We start from the raw sequence: 19,611 nt of genomic DNA, 5'->3' as shown, positions 1-19,611 counted from the left end.
AGGGTGAAGCATGCCAGAAACTTCAGAGCAGGAAATAAGCCAACAACGCTTTTTGGAAATAAATACCGCTTTGCAAAGCGGTATGTTTGTTTATGTCCGAAAAATGTTTCAGACCATGCCGGCTTATGACATTGCCTTGCTGCTGGAGTCATCAACACCGAAATCCCGTAACCTGCTTTGGCAACTAATTGATCCGGATTTGCATGGCGAAATTCTCGAAGAACTCTCTGAAGAAGTTCGTAAAGGTATCCTTAAAAGCATGGATCCTGAGAAAGTTGCCGCCGTTGCCGAAGGCATGGACATTGATGATCTCGCCGAGGTCTTGCGTACCCTTCCCGATACGGTTTATCAGGAAGTTCTCAGCTCGATGGACATTCAGGATCGGGCACGGGTAGAACAAGCTTTATCCTACGAAGAAGATACCGCCGGCGGTATCATGAATACCGATACCATCACCCTGCGCCCTGACGTCACGGTAGATGTGGTACTTCGTTATTTACGCCTCAGAGGTGAGCTACCTGAAGCCACCGACTCATTTTATGTGGTAAACCGGGATGACAAATTTATCGGTTCTGTATCCCTTGCCAATCTGGTGACCGCCAGACCTGAGCAGACCATCGCCGAAATTACCGACCATAACACGGTGCCGGTTCAGGTCCATATGTCAGATACCGAAGTAGCAACCCTGTTTGAACGTTATGACTGGTTTTCGGCGCCGGTAATCGACGAACAAGGCCATTTGCTCGGCCGTATTACCATCGATGATGTCATTGATATTATTCGTGAAGATGCTGAACACTCGATGCTAAGTATGGCGGGTCTCGATGATGAAGCGGATACCTTTGCACCGGTTTTTCGCAGTACCCGGCAGCGCTCCGTATGGCTTGGCGTTAACCTGGTCACCGCATTGATGGCCGTCGCGGTATCATCCATGTTTGAAGGTATCCTAGCGCAAATGGCCATTCTCGCGGTATTGAATACTCTGGTGCCCAGTATGGGGGGCGTTGCCGGCGGTCAAACCCTGACCCTGGTTATTCGTGGTATGGCCCTTGGTCACATCGGCGAAAGCAATGCCCGCAGCATATTTACCAAAGAGCTCGCGATAGGCTTTTTAAATGGCATGATTTGGGCTATTTTCGTCGCCGGCATCGTCGCCATCTGGAAACAGGATTTACTCCTCGGTGGCATTATTGCCTTTGCCATGTTGATGAACCTGACCGCTGCTGGCATCGCCGGGGTTAGCGTTCCCTTGTTGCTAAAACGTATGAATATCGACCCGGCTCTGGCCGGCAGTGTAATTTTAACAACAGTAACTGATGTCGTCGGTATTTTTGCATTCCTCGGCACCGCAACATTGTTACTCGGCCAATAATTGAAGAGGTTTTAATCGTGGCATTGTGGTTATCGGTGACGGTTTTGTGTTTAGGTGCTATCGGCCTGATGTTAGTTATTGTCGGTGCATTATTCAGCGCTATTGATGCGCTGGGCAAAAAACGCTATCTGTTCGGCTGGCTGAATTTTTTATTTTTACCAGCAATTGCCTATTGCGCGCTGTACTGGCGAGAGGCTCAATATCCAGCAAGGCTCACTTTTGGTGGTATTGCCTTGCTGTTACTGACAGGAGCACTGATACTGGCGAATGAGGTGCTTTAATACCAATTCCATTAAATTCTCACTGAGAGGGAAAACACTTAGTGGAATTGGTACAAGTAACCCCGGCCTGTGCCCTCATTAAAAGGCACAGGCTTGAAATGGGTTGGCTACTGACCCGACACCTGCATTTGTTCGATTAGCACCGAACCTGTACGAATACTGCCTCGCTCATCAAAGTCGCTACCGGTTAATACCAGGTTGGCGAACATATCCTTCAGATTTCCAGCAATAGTGACTTCCGCAACCGGATAGGCTATTTCACCATTTTCCACCCAGAAACCGGCGGCGCCGCGGGAGTAGTCACCATTAACAATATTAACCCCCTGCCCCATTAACTCAGTAACCAGCAATCCGGTACCAAGCTGTTTCAACATGGCATCAAAATCGCCACCGTTAGCTGATACCTGCCAGTTATGAATACCGCCGGCATGGCCATTGGTTTGTCGATTTAACTTGCGGGCCGAATAACTGGTCAGCAGAAAGTGCTGTAATTCACCGTTATCAATAATGTCCATATCGGAGGTTTTCACCCCTTCGGCGTCAAAGCTACTGCTTGCCAGGCCTTTAAGAATATGTGGGCGCTCAACGATATTAACATGCGAAGGGAATATCTGCTGGCCGAGGGCATCCAGCAAAAACGACGATTTCCGATACAGGTTACCACCGCTAATTGCGGCGATGAGGTGGCCAAACAGACCGTTAGCAATATCAGCACGAAACATCACCGGCACCTTCTGGGTGGCAATTTTACGAGTCCCGAGTCGATTTAATGTCTCATTTGCCGCCATCTGGGCTACCCGCTCAGGACTCCATAACTGCTGAAAATCACGACTAACGGTATAGGCGTAGTCGCGCTGCATTTCCTCGCCATCAGTCGCGATTAACATACAGCTTAATGAATGTCGTGAACTGGGATAAGCAACTAATTGTCCATGGCTGTTGCCGTAAACTTTAAACCCTTCATAACTGGCAAAATTCGCGCCATCGGAGTTAGTTAAACGGCTATCAGACTGCAATGCCAGCATTTCCGTTTCTCTGGCTATTTCTATTGCCTGCTCTGAGGAAATTGGCTGCGGATGATACAAATCGAGATCCTTTGGCTGATACTCGAGCAGCTCAGCATCGGCGAGGCCGGAGCAAGGATCGACAGATGTATATTTAGCGATATCAATGGCGGCCTGCACCGCTTGTTTCAGCGCTGCCTCCGATAAATCGGCAGTCGAGGCTGAACCTTTACGGCCCTGCTGGTATACGGTAATCCCTAATGCCCCATCATTGGTAAACTCGACCGTTTCCACTTCGCCAAATCGTGTCGCGACACTCAGCCCCTGTTGCTTACTCATTGACGCTTCAACAGCATCCGCTCCCAGGGATTTGGCAGTCGCCAAAACGTCGGCCAGTCGTTGTTTTACCTGCTGCATTTGTTCGGTCAGGTTTTTCGCATCTGACATGATATCATCCAAAAATTAATCCAAAATTGCTGCCTGCAAGCTTACCACACCGAGCAACAGATGATGAATAATGTCGGCTGAATGTTGTATAATTTTGCCATTATAGGCAATAAAGCATGAAGTCATGAGCAAACCACACGATATCGATGACCAGCAACAAGATGAAATCATTTACGTCAGTAAATCTGAACTGAAACGGGATATGAAAGAGTTGCAGGAGTTCAGTGTCAAACTTACCCAGTTAAATACTAAGCAACGCAGTCTCCTTCCCCTTAATGAAGAGGTTCGGGCAGCACTGGTACTGGCAGATAAAATTCGCAACAAGCACGATGCGTTTAATCGCAACATTCAGTTCATTGCCAAGCAGTTACATGGTGATAACGAAGAAGAGGTGAAGGCCGCCTACGACAAAATTACCAATAAGCATGCTCAGGAGCACCTTAAAGTCGCCAGGCTGGAACAATTGCGTGATGAATTAATTGCCGGGGGCAACGACATCGTCGAAACGTTATTGGCCGAGCATCAGGGGTTTGAACGCCAGCGCCTCAGACAGTTAACCCGCCAGGCCGGAAAAGAAGTGAAATCGGGTAAACCGGGGAAGAGCTTTAAAGAGCTTTATAAATACCTGGCTGAACATATAACCGCATAGCCCTGTCGATTGTGATTATGGCTTAACTGGAAGGTACGACACATTTCTGCATCCGCAGCGTATTCGATGAGACCGCTCCAGGCGATGTCAGTTGCTCAGGAATTTCAGACAAGATACGTTCACGGCATAAGTCTTCAAAGGCGGATGCCGTGTCTATACAGGAAAAATAGTCGAAACTATCGTTGTAGCCATTAGCCTTCTCCAGGCACAGGCGGTTTACTGCGGTCATGGCTTCGGTTAACACAGTATCGGCAGAGCGCTGGAATTCAGGGGTGGACGAGTCAAAGATGACGTTCATCTTGGCCAATACCGCAATCGCTGCAATCATCAATCCCAGCAATAACTTTTTCATCCCCGTTTCCCTGCCATTTTCATCCCGGGTTACTCCTTCACACCCGGGCTGAACTCATTAATCTCGTTCAATACCACTGTCGTTGTTCATTTCTCTGAGATGAAATAATCACTCAGTCAAAACACCGCACTACCAATTTTAAAACATTATCCTGTTTTTCCTTGAATATCAATGAGCAAGTAAGACCAGTTTGATTAACGAGACCAGACTCCCAGTTTTCAGCACGCTCAAGCAACAACCCATACCCGGTTGCATACAACTCTGGAATCTTGAATGTGGACCAGATCATTTACCCAGCTCCGTTCTCGACTTTAACTGGCGGTATCAATATCTCCCTGTGCTGAAATGGGGGGATGAGACATAAAAAAGGTCGTGCCATCAATGAATGAGGACACGACCTGATTAACTATTGTTGTGGCGGTAAGTGCTTTTAATTGGTACCACCAATGGTTAACTCATCGACTTTAAGGGTGGGCTGACCGACGCCGACCGGCACACTCTGGCCGTCTTTGCCACAGACACCGACGCCATTATCCAGTTGCAAGTCGTTGGCCACCATACTGACCTTTTTCATAGCTTCCGGGCCAGACCCGATCAAGGTAGCACCTTTAACTGGCGCGGTGATTTTACCATTTTCAATCAAGTAGGCTTCGGCTGTGGTAAAGACAAATTTGCCGCTGGTAATGTCCACTTGCCCACCGGCGAAGTTTGGTGCGTAGATGCCTTTTTCAACCGAGGCGATAATATCGTCTTTGCTATGCGGGCCATTAAGCATATAGGTATTGGTCATTCGCGGCATTGGCAAATGTGCGTATGATTCACGACGACCATTGCCTGTCGGCTCTACACCCATTAATCGTGCGTTTTGCTTATCCTGCATATAACCTTTTAACACACCATCTTCAATCAACACATTGTACTGACCAGGCGTACCCTCATCATCAATGGTAAGCGAGCCACGACGATTCGCCATCGTGCCGTCATCGACCACCGTACAATAGGGTGAAGCAACCTGTTGACCTACTTTTCCGGAAAACGCCGAAGAACCTTTGCGGTTAAAATCTCCTTCAAGACCATGACCGACCGCTTCATGCAGCAATACGCCTGGCCAGCCAGCGCCCAGCACGACCGGCAAGGTACCGGCAGGTGCATCGACTGCCTGCAGATTAACTAATGCCTGGCGGACCGCTTCTTTGGCATAAAAGTGGAACCGGGGTGCGCCATTAAAGGCTTCAAAAAAGTAATCATAGCCATAACGTCCACCGCCACCGCTGCTGCCACGCTCACGTCGACCATTATCTTCCACCAGGACTGAACAGTTCAGCCGGATTAACGGACGAATATCCGTTGCGTAAGTGCCGTCACTACCGGCGACAAGCACTTTTTCATAGACGCCAGAAAGACTGACGATCACTTGCTTAACGCGCTGGTCCTGCTGACGGGCACAGGCTTCGACGTCATGCAACAGGGCAATTTTCTGATGTTGAGTCAGTGTCCCCAGAGGATTATTTGGTGAATAGAAGCTATGAAGTTGCTGTTGCTTAAACGCATTAACGGAAAAACTCTGATTTTCACGGGTAATGCCACGCGCCGCGTCCGCCGCGCGCATCAATGCGCTTTGATTGATATCGTCCGAATAAGCAAATCCGGTCTTTTCGCCGCTATTGGCGCGAACGCCAACACCGCGCTCAATGTTAAACGATCCTTCTTTTACGATACCATCTTCCAATACCCAGGACTCATGGTTCGATGCCTGAAAATACAAATCGGCATAATCAATTTGCTTTTGACAAATAAATTTCAACGTGGATTGTAAGTCATCCGGAGTCAATTCACTGCTTTGCAGCAATTCTTGTTCAACGAGGTTCATATAATTGGATTAATCGCATAGTTATCTAAAGTCAGCTTATAACGCGTATCTTACACTTTCTGACAAGGTTTCGCTGAGTTTATTTGGACCCGTTGGTCGTTGCAGGCCCAAACCGCTTTAATAAGACTTTACTCATAGACTAGGTGGATAAAGTATCCGCCACCATATCGTAATGGGGGATATTGGAATGCTCCGAACCAGCGCCGGTTATTTTGGGTTAAATGTAAGACTGAATCGATTATGTTGCGCAACCGGAATACTTTCGCGAACCTGACTAAGCAATTGTTGATCATACCTGTGTGTTACCAGTCCATGGCCGTCAGCGTCCGGTTTGATAACCTGGCACTCGCCCCATGGGTCGACCACCATCGCATGACCGTGCGTTCGCCGGCCATTGACATGCTCCCCCTGCTGCGCCGCAGCAACCATGTAAACCTGATTCTCTATCGCCCTGGCTTGCAATAATGGTTGCCAGTGAGCCTCACCTGTCACCTGGGTAAAAGCACTGGGTAGGCAGATAACCTGTGCTCCCTGCTGTCGCAGGGCGCGAAATAGTTCAGGAAATCTTACGTCATAACAAATCGCCAGGCCAACCTTAACACCACCAATGTCGATGACGGTGATCTTGTTGCCGGGCTCGGTATAACGAGACTCCAGATAACTTTTGGTATTGTCGTTGACCTGAACATCAAATAAATGCAGTTTTTGATAGTCACCTAGCAAGATACCTTGATCAGAAAATAACAGGCTCGAGGCATGAAAACGCTCGCCATTATTGGCAATGGTCGGCACCGAACCGGCCAGCAGATTACAACGATGTTTTCTAGCGAGTTGAGCAAGGCGATATTGCATCGACCCCAAACTAAACTCGCCCAAAGGTTCAGCCAGCTGTAATTGGGCTTTCTCAGCACCGCCGAAAAACAAACAGCACTCAGGTAACACCACTAAATGGGGCTCTCCTTGCGGAACATTAGCGGTTGCTGCCGTTAATAATCGATCGATACTGGCAAAGTTCGCATCGACATCAGGAACCGATGTCATTTGCAGTGCTGACAAATACATTATCCACCATCACCCTGATGCGGCTGTTCAGTCAGTTGTCTCTTATCCTCAGCCGGGTTGCTCTCGGACTTTGATGATATTTTTGGTGATGAGGCTGCTCCATCCACAGGCTGTTTTTCGACCTTCAAACGCCGGCTTTTTCGCTCCACTTCTTTAAACACCGGTTCTTCAATCGTCCCGGTCAATTCAAAATTTATTACCGATATCACTTCTGATTTTTGCAGAACTTCGTCAACAACCATGGCACCGAAACCGGCTGCTGGATTAATGGCAAAAGCCAGAATAATCGGGATAGACGAGGTGATTTTCGGTGCAAACGACATCCGGTAATCCAGAGACTCGTTCAATAAATTCGTGTTACCGCGAATTGATACATTGCCGGCAACCCCATCCATACGCAGGTTATCGGTAAATATCACACCATCACTAAGAACAAAGTCACCCTTAATCTCGTTATAAAACATCCCTTTGGAGAATACATCCCGAAAGTCCAGGGCCAGTTTACGAACCAGCGACTGGATGCTGAAAATTGCCAGCAGGCGCGCGCCTTTATCATCCACGTCAGCCAGGTAACCATCATCGAGACGGGCACCAATTTTACCGTTGAGGTTTTCCACAGAAAAGTTTTGCGGGCCACCCTGCCAGTTGAAACTAAAACTACTATCAATGCCACTGTCACGGATTTCTGATCCAAATCCAAGGCGTTTCATCTCGGCTCCGAGGTCGTTGGCGCTCACCTTGCCATCGATATTGGTGATGTTACTTTCGTCATTGACCAGCCATTGTCCTGACAGGTCTACCCTAAAGCCCTTGCGCTGTGCAGTGAACGACTCCAGTGTGGCGACATTAGTGCCTCCCTTGTTCAGGGAAAAGTTAACCTGTCCCAGATCCAGGTTCTGGTACTGGCAACTACTACATTTGAACAGGATTTTAGGTAGATCCGCCGGTAACAAACTGATCTCACTGACAGCTTCTTCTAACACCGCGATTTCCCGTTGCAGTTGCTCTTCCGTTTCCGGTGTGTTCTCAAGCAGATGAATAAAGTCGGCGTCAATTTCCAGCCCCTGGCGAGCAAAATCATGATGGAATCTTACCCGACTTCGGGCTTCGTCAGAATTCAGTTGCAACAGCCACCAGGATTCTTTGTCAACCAGGTTGAATGACACATCATTAAGTGTCTGGCGAAACAGTGAAAGCTTGCCGATATTGCCGCGAATCCGTTCCGGGGCCTGAATAAAACTTGGAGCCGTGGTATCACCCGAACCATCTGGAATACTGGTCAGGATATCGTTAACCAGGGCATACCAGGGCTGCAACTCGATCTGTTGCAAGTCGGTGGTGATATGAAATCCTTCCAGCGGAAGAAACATTTTTTCCCGACCGAGGATCAAATGAGCTCGCTTGAAACGTACCTGTTCATGCAATAACTCACCAAAGAAGTTAAGCTCATCGCCAACCTGAAGCTCGATATTTGAGTTAGTTACCCGGCCACTCGCCTTGGCCGTCAGAGGCAGTGACGTGCCAACACGTTTACGATAAGGCTGCGGCAAGCGTAAATCAGCCTGCTGTAAATCTGAGCTTATGTTGAGCTTGTAACTAAACTGCCCTTGTTCGGGCATAAACAGGGATAAGTCCCCTTGCCAGTTAAGAGGACCGTTTAGGTATTGCTGTAACGCTTGTGGAATTTCCTTTTGATAGTGTTCAGCCTGCCAGTTACCAGCAAGGCCAATATCTACCTGATAAAAGTTATCTTCGATGCGGCCGTCGACATCCAGGGTCATCGGCAAGTCTCGCCAGTCAAGCTGCAACTGCTGTGCTTTGATCGCAGAGTTTTCAAAACTGAGGCGACCGCGAATATTGCGAAAGTCCATATCCGGTGCATTCAGTTTAGCCTGTAAATCGCTAAAACTAATATCGCCTTTCGCTACTGCTTTGCTGGTATCAGTAAGTGGCAGGTCCAGGGAGAAGTGACCACTTACATGCCCCCTAGGGTTTATAAATGACAAGGTTTCGCCGACGCTACCACTTAACGGGCTTTGTTCCATTAATTCAGTGAGTTGCTGGCCACTGGCAGTCACTGGCGTACGCACCGTTAACATTGACGCTTCGCTCTTCAACTGGGGAATCGCCACTTGCACATCATGGGTTTTAATGCCCGCCAGTTCACCATCGAGAGCAGTGATCAACATGGAATTATTGGTGAAATTGAGGTTCGCGGTTAAATTTTCGATGGCTGGCCAGTCTTGATGAAACTGGTATTTACTCTGCTGAATGTCAGCATCTACAACAAACACACCAGAATTATCGGTAAAAGGAAAGTCCTTAAACGCGCCGTTAAATAACACCGAGGCATCGCTGAGGTTGCCGTAATAAATCGCTTGATTAAGATAGTTGACCAGCGGCGCAGACGTGACCTGCAGAGGCAGGTAATACTTTGCTCGACTCACATCACCACTGTTAACTTTTACTGCCAGGTTCATTCCCAGTTCAGGCTGGGCCAGGTTCCCCAGGGTCATTTTCCCTTGCAGATCAATTTCATCCGAACGCAATTGCAGGGTATTAGCCTGTAACTGCCAGCGATCTTCAGCCATAACGAATTCAGCATCCGCACTGAATTCAGTGATCGGGATTGGCCTGGCAAAATGGCCGCCGAAATTCAATTCGCTATCGCTGCTGGTTACGGAAGCAAACCAGCGCTCGTTAACCCGCGACACCGCACCATGAAAATTTTCAATACCCGGGATCGAACCGGCATTTTTCCAGCTAACGTCCTGCGCCTTAAGCGATGCCAGCTGATAATTGGGACGCGTCTGAAGATGAATCTGTTCAATATCGCCTTTGAGTTGCAATGCCTGGACAAGTTCATACTGTTCAAATAAGCCTTCAGTCAGCGGCAATAACTGGCTCCACTGTAAGACCGATAGGTGGGGAATGTAAGTGTGCTGAACGCCCTGTTGCTGCAACATCAAAACCTGTACTGGATCAAATGGCTGTTCATCGACATTTAATACTAAGTCCGATGTCCGCAATCGGAAACTGGTGCCCGTGCCCAGGCGTTGCCAGTCAATTTGCCCCTGATTCAGCGTCATTGTCATTGGTGTTTTCGGATGTTGCCATTGCAGGGTATTTTCACCAAAGACCAGTCGCATTGCACTTATCTGACCATGTGCCAGCTCAAACCAGGACTGAAAATTAATATTCGAGTCCAGCTCACTACCGCGCTCCCCCAGGAATGAATCTAAAAACGGCGTAATATCAAGGTTACTGGCCTGCAAATACATATTGCCAGCTAACCCTTTATCGGTACCAGAACGCAACTTTATCAGTAGCTTAGCGGAGTTGTCGGTGAACCCCTGTAAATGAATGTCACCAACGCCGCGATGCTCCCGCCCCTCATTCAGCCAAGCCATTTTGGATATTTCAAAGGTGTGCTGTTGCTCGCCTTTATCGACAATAAACTGGCTATTCTCGACAGTAAAGCGACTGGTTTTTTGTAAAAACAGATCAAGGATGGTTTGAATGTCGGTGTTTGCCTGGGCCGGTTTTTTCGCCACCAGTTGTTGCGGATTTACCTGCAGTTGTGCACCGTCGAGGTTGAAATTACTGGCAATCAGGGATCGCAGGCGGATACTGTTAATAATATCGAGGGATACATCAATCTGTTCGATGTGAAGATCCAATGCGCTATCCTGAGAAACATTGACGTCTCGGATCACCAGCGCCGGGCCGAAATTTTTCCAACCGGCAGAGAGCTCACCGATAGCAATCTCGCCCTCATAAAGTTCATTAGCATAGCGTTCAAGGCTGGCTTTATAAGTATGAGCGTAAGGCAAAAAGATGCGCGCTGCACTAAATAGCACGGCGAACAATACCAGCAATACTGCCAGTGTTTTATACAGGCGGTTGAGCCAGATACTGAGCCAACGTTTAACGCCTTTCACTACATCATTACCACGTCAAATTGTTCCTGGTTATACAGGGCTTCTGATTTCACCTTTATCTGTTTACCGATAAACACTTCCAGTTCCGCCAGATGATGATACTCATCTTCATTCAAAGATTCGCTGACCGCAGGCGAGGCATACACAATAAATTTATCCGCATCGTAGGCACGATTCACCCGGACGATCTCCCGGAGTATTTCAAAACAGACCGTCTCAACGGTTTTCATATTACCACGGCCGTCACATACCGGGCATTGTGAACATAACACATGTTCAAGACTTTCCCTGGTACGCTTGCGAGTCATTTCCACTAGACCTAACGACGAAAACCCGCTAACCGAATACTTTACCTTATCCTTAGACATGGCCAGTTCTAAACTGTTCAATACCCGCTTTTTATGTTCCGGGTTCGACATATCGATGAAATCGACAATAATAATCCCGCCCAGGTTTCTTAACCTTAACTGCCTGGCAATTGCCTGCGTCGCCTCAATATTGGTATTAAAAATGGTTTGTTCGAGATTACGGTGGCCGACAAATGCACCGGTGTTGATATCGATGGTGGTCATCGCCTCAGTCTGGTCGATGATTAGATAGCCACCGGATTTAAGCTCGACTTTGCGCTGCAAAGCGCGCTGAATTTCGTTTTCCACATCGAACAGATCAAAGATCGGCCGTTCCCCCGGATAGTACTCAATGATCGACGACATCTCGGGCACGAATTCCTGAGTAAACTCTTTAATTTCTTCAAAACTGAGTTTTGAATCCACCCGGATTCGTTCGAGCCCCCCGCCGACAAAGTCACGAATGACGCGAACTGCTAAGTCGAGATCCTGATAGAGTGGCATTTTCGTTTGTTTGCGCTTTTTCCGCTCGGCCACTTTATTCCAGACCCGCCTCAAAAACTCGGCATCATGGCGCACTTCTTCATCGCCGGCGCCTTCAGCCGCGGTACGAACGATAAAGCCGCTTTGCTCATCACAATAAGGGGTAACAATGGATTTAAGACGATTGCGTTCACCGCCATCTTCAATACGTTGGGAAACGCCAGCATGATTGGCGTTTGGCATCATCACTAGGTAACGGGAAGCAATGGTGATATCTGTGGTTAACCGCGCCCCTTTGGTGCCAAGCGGGTCTTTGACCACCTGCACCATCAAATGCTGACCTTCATGCACTAAGGTACGGATATCCTTCTCCACATCCTCACTGTCGTTTTTATCTGCCGTGATCAACCGGGTACGAATATCGCTGGCATGCAAGAATGCGGCTTTTTCCAGGTTAATATCAACAAACGCGGCCTGCATCCCCGGTAGCACCCGGATAATCTTGCCGAGGTAGATATTACCTACGATGCCCCGCTTACCATTACGCTCTATATGTACTTCCTGTAGCGTACCATTTTCAATAAGCGCAACACGAGTCTCACTTGGGGTCACATTGATCAGAAGCTCGCCACTCATTGCTGATTTGTTCCTTTATTCTTTAATGCGTTTTAACAGTTGTTCAGTCTCGTATAAGGGTAGGCCAACAATCGCAGAATAGCTGCCCTCGATATGGGTTACAAACTTACCGGCGATGCCCTGGATCGCATAGCCACCGGCTTTATCACAAGGCTCGGACGTTGACCAGTACGCCGTCATTTCGGCTTCCGTAATTGGCCGAAAAAATACCGTTGAACGGACCAGGGCCTGTTCGAGTCGTTTACCTCGACGCACAGCTACCGCGGTCAATACCTGGTGCGACCGACCGGACAGTTGGTTAAACATGCGCTGAAAGTCAGCAAAATCCTGCGGCTTTTCGAGAATTTGACTGTCGACAACCACGATTGTATCCGCACCGAGTACCAGGTCCGTTGCCGAACAATGTTGTTGTCCTGCGGCAGATTTTTCACGGGCAAGTCGAGCAACATATTCCGCAGGCGTCTCATCGGCCAGCGGTGTCTCGTCGGTCTCTCCGCTCACCAGGGCAAACTCAACCCCGAGTTGCTTTAAAAGTTCCTGTCGCCTTGGCGATTTTGAGGCAAGGTATAGCATGTTAACGTACCTTAAACTGGCGCCTGATTTTACGCAGTAATAAAAATATTACCCACCAGAGACTGGCACTGGTAACAACCGGGATTAAGTAAGTCATCGAGAAGTCGACGCCAAACACAAACCTTTGGATCCAGAAAACCAGCAAATGATACAGAGCGGTAAAAAGTCCGATAATAAGCGATTGCTGCCAAAGAGAAAAGTTCCTGATGGTCTGGTAGTTATTAACCATCACATAGATCACCATCGCCAGCGCAAAGGCGTTGATTCCGAGAACCGAGCCAAGTAACACGTCTAGCAATAAACCTACCAGCCAGGCGGTAAGAACACCAAGGCGATTCGGTAATGCCATGGACCAGTAACACAGCACCAACAGTGCCCAGTTCGGACGATAGGCATCCAGAGCAATAGGCAAAGGAATGATCGAAAAAATGAGTGAAATAAGAATGGTGATATAAATCACCTTGGTATTATTTTTTGCCTTCATCCCTGACCTTTTTGTTGTTCCCCAGAATCGCTATCACTCGCATCATTTGCGTCTGGTTGATTGTCGGGATCGGGCCAGAGCAGCAACAGGTAACGTAAACGGTCAATTTTTACCAAAGGCTTAATCGCAACTTCGGCAAATTCACGAAAGTTATTGGCACTGACCTGAGTAACCTTCGCCACCGGATAGCCTTCCGGAAACTTACCACCAAGGCCTGATGTCACCAATAAATCACCTTCCTGAATATCCGTCGATAAAGGAACATGAATCACTTCCATCCGGTTAACACTACCGGTGCCTTTACCGATCACGCGAATACCATTGCGATGGATACGCAACGGGATGGCATGGGAGATATCGGTCAACAGCAGAACCCGGGAATTATTGACACCGACGTGCAGGATTTGCCCCGCTACCCCATGGTCGTCTACCACTGGCTGGCCTTCATACAGGCCGTCTTCCAGTCCGCGGTTGATCACCACCTGATGAGAATATGGATCTGAGTCGACCGCAAGTATCTCAGCGACCATTTTTTTGTAATCCTGACGTACCGGTGACGCGAGAAGTTTGCGTAGGCGGTCATTCTCTTGTTGGAGAATTTCCATTTGCAATAGCTTTTCTTTGAGCTTTAACTCGTTGACCTGAAAACGCTGGTTTTCGGTCATCAACTGCTTGCGGCTGACCAGGTTCTCGGCGGTATAATCAAGAAACTGTTTCGGAGCGTTGGCCAGGTATTGCAATGGGCTGACCATTGACTGCATCACCGCCCTGGCAACTTCAAAGCTTTCCAGTTTATGGTCGCTATACATAAAAGCTCCGGATAGAACCAGAGCTAAAAACATGCGTCGGTGGCTGGAAAATCCTTCGACAAAAATTGGATTCATGGTTATTTCTCAATAATTTTCAGAGAAATGTGATTATTCATCAGAGAATATATCACCACCATGCATATCAATCATCTCCAGCGCTTTACCGCCACCACGAGCGACACAGGTCAAGGGGTCTTCAGCGACGATAACCGGAATACCGGTTTCTTCTGCTAACAGACGATCCAGATCTTTCAACAACGCACCACCGCCAGTTAATACCATGCCTCGCTCAGAGATATCGGAAGCCAGTTCTGGTGGTGACTGCTCTAACGCCACCATAATGGCACTGACGATGCCGGTAAGTGGTTCTTGTAGAGCTTCCAGAATTTCATTGCTGTTCAGGGTAAAGCTACGCGGAACACCTTCGGCCAGGTTACGGCCACGGACTTCAATTTCCACCAGCTCTTCGCCTGGATAAGCCGAACCAATTTCGTGCTTAATGCGTTCTGCGGTTGCCTCACCAATCAGACTACCAAAATTACGACGGACGTAATTGATAATCGCTTCGTCGAATTTGTCACCGCCAATGCGAACGGAAGAAGAGTAAACCAGGCCATTAAGAGAAATGATACCGACTTCCGTTGTACCACCACCAATATCAACAACCATAGAACCGGTTGCAGCGGATACCGGCATATCGGCACCGATGGCTGCGGCCATTGGCTCATCAATTAAATAGACATCACGGGCACCAGCACCCAGCGCCGACTCTTTAATCGCACGACGCTCTACCTGGGTTGAACCACAAGGAACACAAACCAGGACTCGCGGACTAGGACGCAACAGGTTATTGGAGTGAACCTGCTTAATAAAGTGTTGCAACATTTTTTCAGTAACAAAGAAGTTGGCAATAACACCATCTTTCATCGGACGAATTGCTTCAATGTTACCCGGGGTACGACCCAGCATTTGCTTAGCAGCGGTACCAACGGCAGCAACGCTTTTCTGGCCACCAGCGCGCTCCTGACGGATTGCGACAACCGATGGTTCATCAAGGACGATGCCCTGATCTTTTACGTAAATAAGTGTATTAGCGGTTCCCAAATCGATAGATAGATCATTAGAGAACATGCCACGTAAATATTTAAACATGGTCGTATTTTTCCTCTTGATACCACAAGGTATTTTTTTAACCCAAAACCTGGACGAGTTACGGGTGTGTACAACCAAGAATGGGGGTTCTTGAAAAACACAGTTACTTTAACCCAATTCTTATCGATATATGAGCCACACATGCTGCCGAAAAGGCATTTTCCTACGGCAATGGATGCTCAGTTGCTGATAAGACCCGGTATAATTAATTGGCCTAATCATAACTCAGTAAAAACAGTATGTATCGTCTATTTTTGAAAAAATAAGTAAAATTTTGCATTTTTTTTCTGTGCCGCCAACAAGCTGATTTATTTCATTAAGTTAGGGCTGTAATAGCGACTTTTTGTATGACTATTAAGTTAACTAAAAGTTGCCTTTGCTGGCGAGATTTTATCATCATAGCAGGAATCCGTCCTACGGATCCGGCAAGCACAGGGTAAACCCCACTGCCCAGTTCTCCGCCAATGGGTGGTTACCAACACAATGTGCTCACCGGCCGGCAAACTTGGGTTACAATAAGCCTCAGAATTATTTGCATCATAGTAACCCGGTGTCGATTAAATTAAATTTGCCGTCTCCAATCCAATCCATCGAACATCCGCTGTTGCAGCAACAGCGAATTAAGGTCTGGGTAAAAAGAGACGATCTTATTCATCCGATTATATCGGGTAATAAATGGCGAAAGTTAACCGCCAATATTGAAAATTGTATCGCCCTGGGCCAAAACCAGGTGGTGAGCTTTGGCGGCGCCTATTCCAATCATATTCACGCACTCGCATTTGCCGGTAAACAGTTCGGAATAAAAACCACGGGTATTATTCGCGGTGAAAGCCGCTATGCAAGCAACTATACATTGCGCTGGGCAGAGCATTGGGGCATGCAATTGAGATTTGTTAACCGCAATACCTATCGGTTAAGAGAAGATCCGGTGTTTCTCTCAGATCTACAACGGCAGTTTCCACTGGCGCGAATCATACCCGAAGGCGGTAGCAATAAATTGGCCCTGCGCGGCGTCGGTCAACTCATTGATGAATTAGACAAGCAGCTTAGTTTTGACTATCTGCTCTGTCCGGTAGGTAGCGGAGGAACGCTTGCCGGACTGATTCAGGGTTCTGATAACCGGCACCAGATTCTGGGTATCAGCGTGTTAAAACAACAGGATTACCTGCACGCCCAAGTTGAACATTTACTGGATAATCCGCAACGATACCGTAACTGGCAGATTCTTAATCAATACCATTGCGGAGGTTATGGCAAGTTTCAGCCCTCACACCTACAAAAAATGTGCGACTTACAACAGCAGCTTTCGCTACCTATTGAACCGGTTTATTCAGGAAAAATGTTACTGGCGTTCTGGGAAATGATGCAGCAGCATCAATTCGCTCCGGGAAGTCGCATTGTGCTGTTACACACGGGTGGATTACAAGGCCTTGGTGGCATGCTTGAGAGAGGTTTAATTAGCCCCGATGATTGGCAATTGCCACCTTCAGCCCCTGAAAATTAGCAAAACCCCAGGATTATTTGATACAGGTCAAACTCGACGGCATTAATGTTGTGAAAACGGTAAAAATCACACATTTTTAAAGGGGTATATTGATGAAATCAGGAGGCTAAAATGAGCTTACTTCCCAGAGACTGGTTCCATAACGACCACCCTTTCAATGATTTTTTTCATCTTTCTAAAGATTTCCAGCAAAGTTTCTTTCAACCGAAGATCGACGTCACCGAGAAAAAGGATCATATTGAAGTGCTGGCCGAACTTCCTGGCGTCAAAAAAGAAGACATAGATTTGTCGCTGCAAAATGGCGTCATTACCCTAAGTGCCAAAATCGAGGAAAGCACATCGTCAGAAGAGGATAAGGTCATTCGCAAAGAGCGCCGCACAGGCAGCATTGAGCGCAGTTTTTCGGTCGGTAAAGGTGTTAGCGAGAAAGATATTAGTGCCAGCTTTAAGGACGGCTTACTAAAACTTTGTTTTCCAAAGACTACAGCAGCGGACGAAGATACAAAAAAAATTAGCCTGGATTAACTATCTGCAACCGATACTCGTTACTTCTATCTGTGGCCGGGTTTAACCATCACCGCAATCCCTGAACGCCAGGCACTGCGATGATGGTGTTGACCGGATTTATTGCTCAGAACTTTGAGCTGGTAAGCTGCATATCCGCATCTTGCCAGGCTTTCTTGAAGCGTTTTTCGATTACCGCTGCGGTGTCTTTTTTGCCCTGCGCGTTTAAGCTGTTCAATAAACCATATAATGCATAACCGTTATTGGGATTCATTTGCAGATCCTGCCAGTAAATGACTTCCGCTTCGGCTGGTGCTCCTGAGACAAGCAGGGCATCAGCTAAATAATGGCGCACCGGAAAATACCAGTCTGGCGGTTCATTGTAAGCCAACCCGTCCTGTAGGCGCACCGCCCTTTGCAAGTGCCCTATCCCCTCGGCGTAATTCTTTTTCGCCACCAGGATCTCCCCCTGCAGCGTTTCATTAGCAATTTCTAACAAACCACCAGCGGCACCAAAGCCAATGTAGTATTCAGTATCAGCGACGATTTTTTGCTGCAGGGTTTGCAACTTCTGCTGCTCTGCTTGAGCCTTGTCAATGTCATTTAAATTGGCAAAGGCCAGCCCCCGAATATAGTGCCAGACGCCCGTCATAAAAATCTCGTTCTCTGCGGGTGCCTGCTCGTTAAGAATATCGTCCCATCTTCCGAATCGCGCCAGCACAAACATAGGTTGACTGCGGAACGACTCATTCAGCGCCCAGGTGTTGCCCATTTCTCCGGCAGGGATCTGCTCAACAACCTGACGCGCTGCATGCATGGCATCTTCATAGCGCCCCAAAAACATTGCAGACCAGGTAAGAAAATGCCAGTTATGGGGGTAGTAAGTAAGTGGATACATACCTTGTACCTGACACTGGGTAATGTACTTCTTGTCAACTTTAATCGCTGCCTGATTCGCCTTATACGAGTCGGCATAGCGACCGACGCGCATATATATATGTGATGGCATATGTACCAGGTGTCCGGCCCCAGGCATCAGGTTGCGTAATGCATCTGCACTGTTCACGCCCAGTTCAGGACGAAAAGCTTCCACCGTATGAATTAAATAGTGATGCGCAGCCGGATGCTGTGGGTCTTGTTGAATAACCTCAGCAAGGGTTTGCATCACAATTTCGGTATGGGGTTTGGGGCTTCCGTCCTGATACCAGTAGTCCCAGGGATTGGTATTCATAATCGCTGCCGCGTAATAGACTTTGGCATCGAGGTCATCGGGATATTTGGCAACCAAATCCCGCATTTTATCGACATATGCCTGATCCAACGCGCTGCGATCGCTAACAGCCTCGGCGCGATAGCGAACCGCAAGTGCCTCAATATAATCACGCTCACGTTCACTGACCTTATCTTTTAACGCCAGTGCAGACTGCACTGCCTGATATGCCTGGCCAACTACCTCATCCTGCATTGGCAAATTTAAGTTAGGTCCGAGCACCAGCGCCCAGCCCCAGTATGCCATGGCATTTTCCGGGTCGAGGCGAACCGCCTCCTTAAAACTTCGCAGCGCTTCTGAATGATTAAACGCGGCGTTAAGGCGAACACCCTGGTTAAAGAATAACTGCGATTTCGGGTTATTAGTGGTGACCTTAAACTCGCGAGTTCCCAGTCCATCTAATATCGGTGCGATGGGCTTTTTGGCCGTTTTCGGGTCCGCTTGCAGTGCTCTGGGATCATGAACCTGGGCAACGCTGCTGGCTGAGAGGATGGCGATAAAAACCAGATAGAACAGGTTCAAACAAATTGCGGGTTTCATATACTCCTCCGGTGTGTAGCCGTGCTGCTGACAGGCGGATTGCTTCGGGCAATGGCCGTTAAAATTGCTATAGAGTATATGCGACAAGAGATATTTCGCGAATGGATGCCGGTATGTTGCCTTAAATTGCAACACGAACCCTCACTTGAGTCGATTGTCGGTTCCAGACACAATCGACATACCAACATCCTTGTAGGTAACCACCCATGGCTCGCGAGGATATATAAAGGGATTTATGGTATGTCGAGATATCAGGGATGGCTATATCGAGACAATATAAGGGGATTTACGGAATGTCGGGATATCATGGACGGTAATATCTCGACGATGT

At 47.9% G+C, this 19,611-nt stretch carries 16 protein-coding genes; 5 read left to right on the top strand and 11 right to left on the bottom strand.

The annotated features are described in order from the left end of the window. The first annotated feature begins 10 nt into the window (after window positions 1–10). Together mgtE and E8M12_RS00300 are read left to right on the top strand one after the other, a co-directional pair. Complete coding sequence (mgtE, locus tag E8M12_RS00305; RefSeq protein ID WP_136734073.1) at window positions 11–1,372, top strand: magnesium transporter; 1,362 nt, start codon at window positions 11–13, stop codon at window positions 1,370–1,372. A 17-nt stretch (window positions 1,373–1,389) separates the two neighbouring features. Next, on the top strand, window positions 1,390–1,653 hold the full coding sequence (locus tag E8M12_RS00300; RefSeq protein WP_136734072.1) for a hypothetical protein: 264 nt from the start codon (window positions 1,390–1,392) through the stop codon (window positions 1,651–1,653). 107 nt (window positions 1,654–1,760) lie between these two features. Here the strand turns inward: E8M12_RS00300 and pmbA are convergent, their stop codons facing one another. Then, window positions 1,761–3,104, bottom strand: a complete 1,344-nt coding sequence (pmbA, locus tag E8M12_RS00295) for a metalloprotease PmbA (protein WP_136734071.1) — start codon at window positions 3,102–3,104, stop codon at window positions 1,761–1,763. 124 nt (window positions 3,105–3,228) lie between these two features. Here pmbA and yjgA point away from each other — a divergent pair, with 124 nt between their 5' ends. Then, entirely contained in the window at window positions 3,229–3,753 is a 525-nt protein-coding gene (yjgA, locus tag E8M12_RS00290) for a ribosome biogenesis factor YjgA (RefSeq protein WP_136734070.1), read from the top strand. Between the two features lie 22 nt (window positions 3,754–3,775). Here the strand turns inward: yjgA and E8M12_RS00285 are convergent, their stop codons facing one another. The 9 genes from E8M12_RS00285 to E8M12_RS00245 all read right to left on the bottom strand — a co-directional run bounded on the left by E8M12_RS00285 (window position 3,776) and on the right by E8M12_RS00245 (window position 15,462). Then, window positions 3,776–4,105, bottom strand: a complete 330-nt coding sequence (locus tag E8M12_RS00285) for a hypothetical protein (RefSeq protein WP_136734069.1) — start codon at window positions 4,103–4,105, stop codon at window positions 3,776–3,778. A gap of 430 nt (window positions 4,106–4,535) precedes the next feature. Then, window positions 4,536–5,975, bottom strand: coding sequence for a metalloprotease TldD (tldD, locus tag E8M12_RS00280; protein ID WP_136734068.1), 1,440 nt, complete (start codon window positions 5,973–5,975; stop codon window positions 4,536–4,538). A 207-nt stretch (window positions 5,976–6,182) separates the two neighbouring features. Further along, complete coding sequence (locus E8M12_RS00275; RefSeq protein WP_306416203.1) at window positions 6,183–7,037, bottom strand: carbon-nitrogen hydrolase family protein; 855 nt, start codon at window positions 7,035–7,037, stop codon at window positions 6,183–6,185. Further along, window positions 7,037–10,978, bottom strand: coding sequence for a YhdP family protein (locus E8M12_RS00270; RefSeq protein WP_136734066.1), 3,942 nt, complete (start codon window positions 10,976–10,978; stop codon window positions 7,037–7,039). Before E8M12_RS00270 ends, E8M12_RS00275 begins: the two co-directional genes overlap by 1 nt. Beyond that, window positions 10,978–12,444 (bottom strand): ribonuclease G, encoded by a 1,467-nt coding sequence (gene rng, locus E8M12_RS00265; protein ID WP_136734065.1) that lies wholly within the window; start codon window positions 12,442–12,444, stop codon window positions 10,978–10,980. Before rng ends, E8M12_RS00270 begins: the two co-directional genes overlap by 1 nt. A 15-nt stretch (window positions 12,445–12,459) precedes the next feature. Beyond that, complete coding sequence (locus tag E8M12_RS00260) at window positions 12,460–13,017, bottom strand: Maf family protein (protein ID WP_136734064.1); 558 nt, start codon at window positions 13,015–13,017, stop codon at window positions 12,460–12,462. A 1-nt stretch (window position 13,018) separates the two neighbouring features. Then, window positions 13,019–13,501 carry a rod shape-determining protein MreD gene (gene mreD / locus E8M12_RS00255; RefSeq protein WP_136734063.1) on the bottom strand — a complete coding sequence of 161 codons (483 nt, stop codon included), beginning with the start codon at window positions 13,499–13,501 and terminating at the stop codon, window positions 13,019–13,021. Further along, window positions 13,498–14,385 carry a rod shape-determining protein MreC gene (gene mreC / locus E8M12_RS00250; RefSeq protein ID WP_136734062.1) on the bottom strand — a complete coding sequence of 296 codons (888 nt, stop codon included), beginning with the start codon at window positions 14,383–14,385 and terminating at the stop codon, window positions 13,498–13,500. The genes mreD and mreC overlap by 4 nt, the downstream gene beginning before the upstream one ends. Window positions 14,386–14,418: 33 nt before the next feature. Further along, on the bottom strand, window positions 14,419–15,462 hold the full coding sequence (locus tag E8M12_RS00245) for a rod shape-determining protein (RefSeq protein ID WP_136734061.1): 1,044 nt from the start codon (window positions 15,460–15,462) through the stop codon (window positions 14,419–14,421). 550 nt (window positions 15,463–16,012) lie between these two features. On the opposite strand from E8M12_RS00245, the gene E8M12_RS00240 reads away from it, so the two are divergent. Together E8M12_RS00240 and E8M12_RS00235 are read left to right on the top strand one after the other, a co-directional pair. Beyond that, window positions 16,013–16,966 carry a 1-aminocyclopropane-1-carboxylate deaminase/D-cysteine desulfhydrase gene (locus tag E8M12_RS00240; protein ID WP_136734060.1) on the top strand — a complete coding sequence of 318 codons (954 nt, stop codon included), beginning with the start codon at window positions 16,013–16,015 and terminating at the stop codon, window positions 16,964–16,966. Window positions 16,967–17,077: 111 nt separating this feature from the next. Next, window positions 17,078–17,491, top strand: a complete 414-nt coding sequence (locus E8M12_RS00235; RefSeq protein WP_136734059.1) for an Hsp20/alpha crystallin family protein — start codon at window positions 17,078–17,080, stop codon at window positions 17,489–17,491. Window positions 17,492–17,597: 106 nt separating this feature from the next. On the opposite strand, the gene E8M12_RS00230 is transcribed toward E8M12_RS00235, so the two are convergent. Further along, entirely contained in the window at window positions 17,598–19,280 is a 1,683-nt protein-coding gene (locus E8M12_RS00230) for a tetratricopeptide repeat protein (RefSeq protein WP_136734058.1), read from the bottom strand. Window positions 19,281–19,611 lie beyond the last annotated feature (331 nt).

The sequence above is a fragment of the Thalassotalea mangrovi genome (assembly GCF_005116735.1).
Taxonomy (GTDB): domain Bacteria; phylum Pseudomonadota; class Gammaproteobacteria; order Enterobacterales; family Alteromonadaceae; genus Thalassotalea_A; species Thalassotalea_A mangrovi.
Note: the sequence above shows the minus strand (reverse complement) of the source record. Positions and strands in the feature narration are given on the sequence as shown.

Bases quoted from the DNA above. Each gene is read 5' to 3' on its own strand.
- mreD (WP_136734063.1), bottom strand. From the start codon at position 13,501: ATGAAGGCAAAAAATAATACCAAGGTGATTTATATCACCATTCTTATT.
- E8M12_RS00285 (WP_136734069.1), bottom strand. From the start codon at position 4,105: ATGAAAAAGTTATTGCTGGGATTGATGATTGCAGCGATTGCGGTATTG.
- E8M12_RS00230 (WP_136734058.1), bottom strand. From the start codon at position 19,280: ATGAAACCCGCAATTTGTTTGAACCTGTTCTATCTGGTTTTTATCGCC.
- E8M12_RS00260 (WP_136734064.1), bottom strand. From the start codon at position 13,017: ATGCTATACCTTGCCTCAAAATCGCCAAGGCGACAGGAACTTTTAAAG.
- rng (WP_136734065.1), bottom strand. From the start codon at position 12,444: ATGAGTGGCGAGCTTCTGATCAATGTGACCCCAAGTGAGACTCGTGTT.
- E8M12_RS00245 (WP_136734061.1), bottom strand. From the start codon at position 15,462: ATGTTTAAATATTTACGTGGCATGTTCTCTAATGATCTATCTATCGAT.
- pmbA (WP_136734071.1), bottom strand. From the start codon at position 3,104: ATGTCAGATGCGAAAAACCTGACCGAACAAATGCAGCAGGTAAAACAA.
- yjgA (WP_136734070.1), top strand. From the start codon at position 3,229: ATGAGCAAACCACACGATATCGATGACCAGCAACAAGATGAAATCATT.
- E8M12_RS00235 (WP_136734059.1), top strand. From the start codon at position 17,078: ATGAGCTTACTTCCCAGAGACTGGTTCCATAACGACCACCCTTTCAAT.
- mreC (WP_136734062.1), bottom strand. From the start codon at position 14,385: ATGAATCCAATTTTTGTCGAAGGATTTTCCAGCCACCGACGCATGTTT.
- mgtE (WP_136734073.1), top strand. From the start codon at position 11: ATGCCAGAAACTTCAGAGCAGGAAATAAGCCAACAACGCTTTTTGGAA.
- tldD (WP_136734068.1), bottom strand. From the start codon at position 5,975: ATGAACCTCGTTGAACAAGAATTGCTGCAAAGCAGTGAATTGACTCCG.
- E8M12_RS00275 (WP_306416203.1), bottom strand. From the start codon at position 7,037: ATGTATTTGTCAGCACTGCAAATGACATCGGTTCCTGATGTCGATGCG.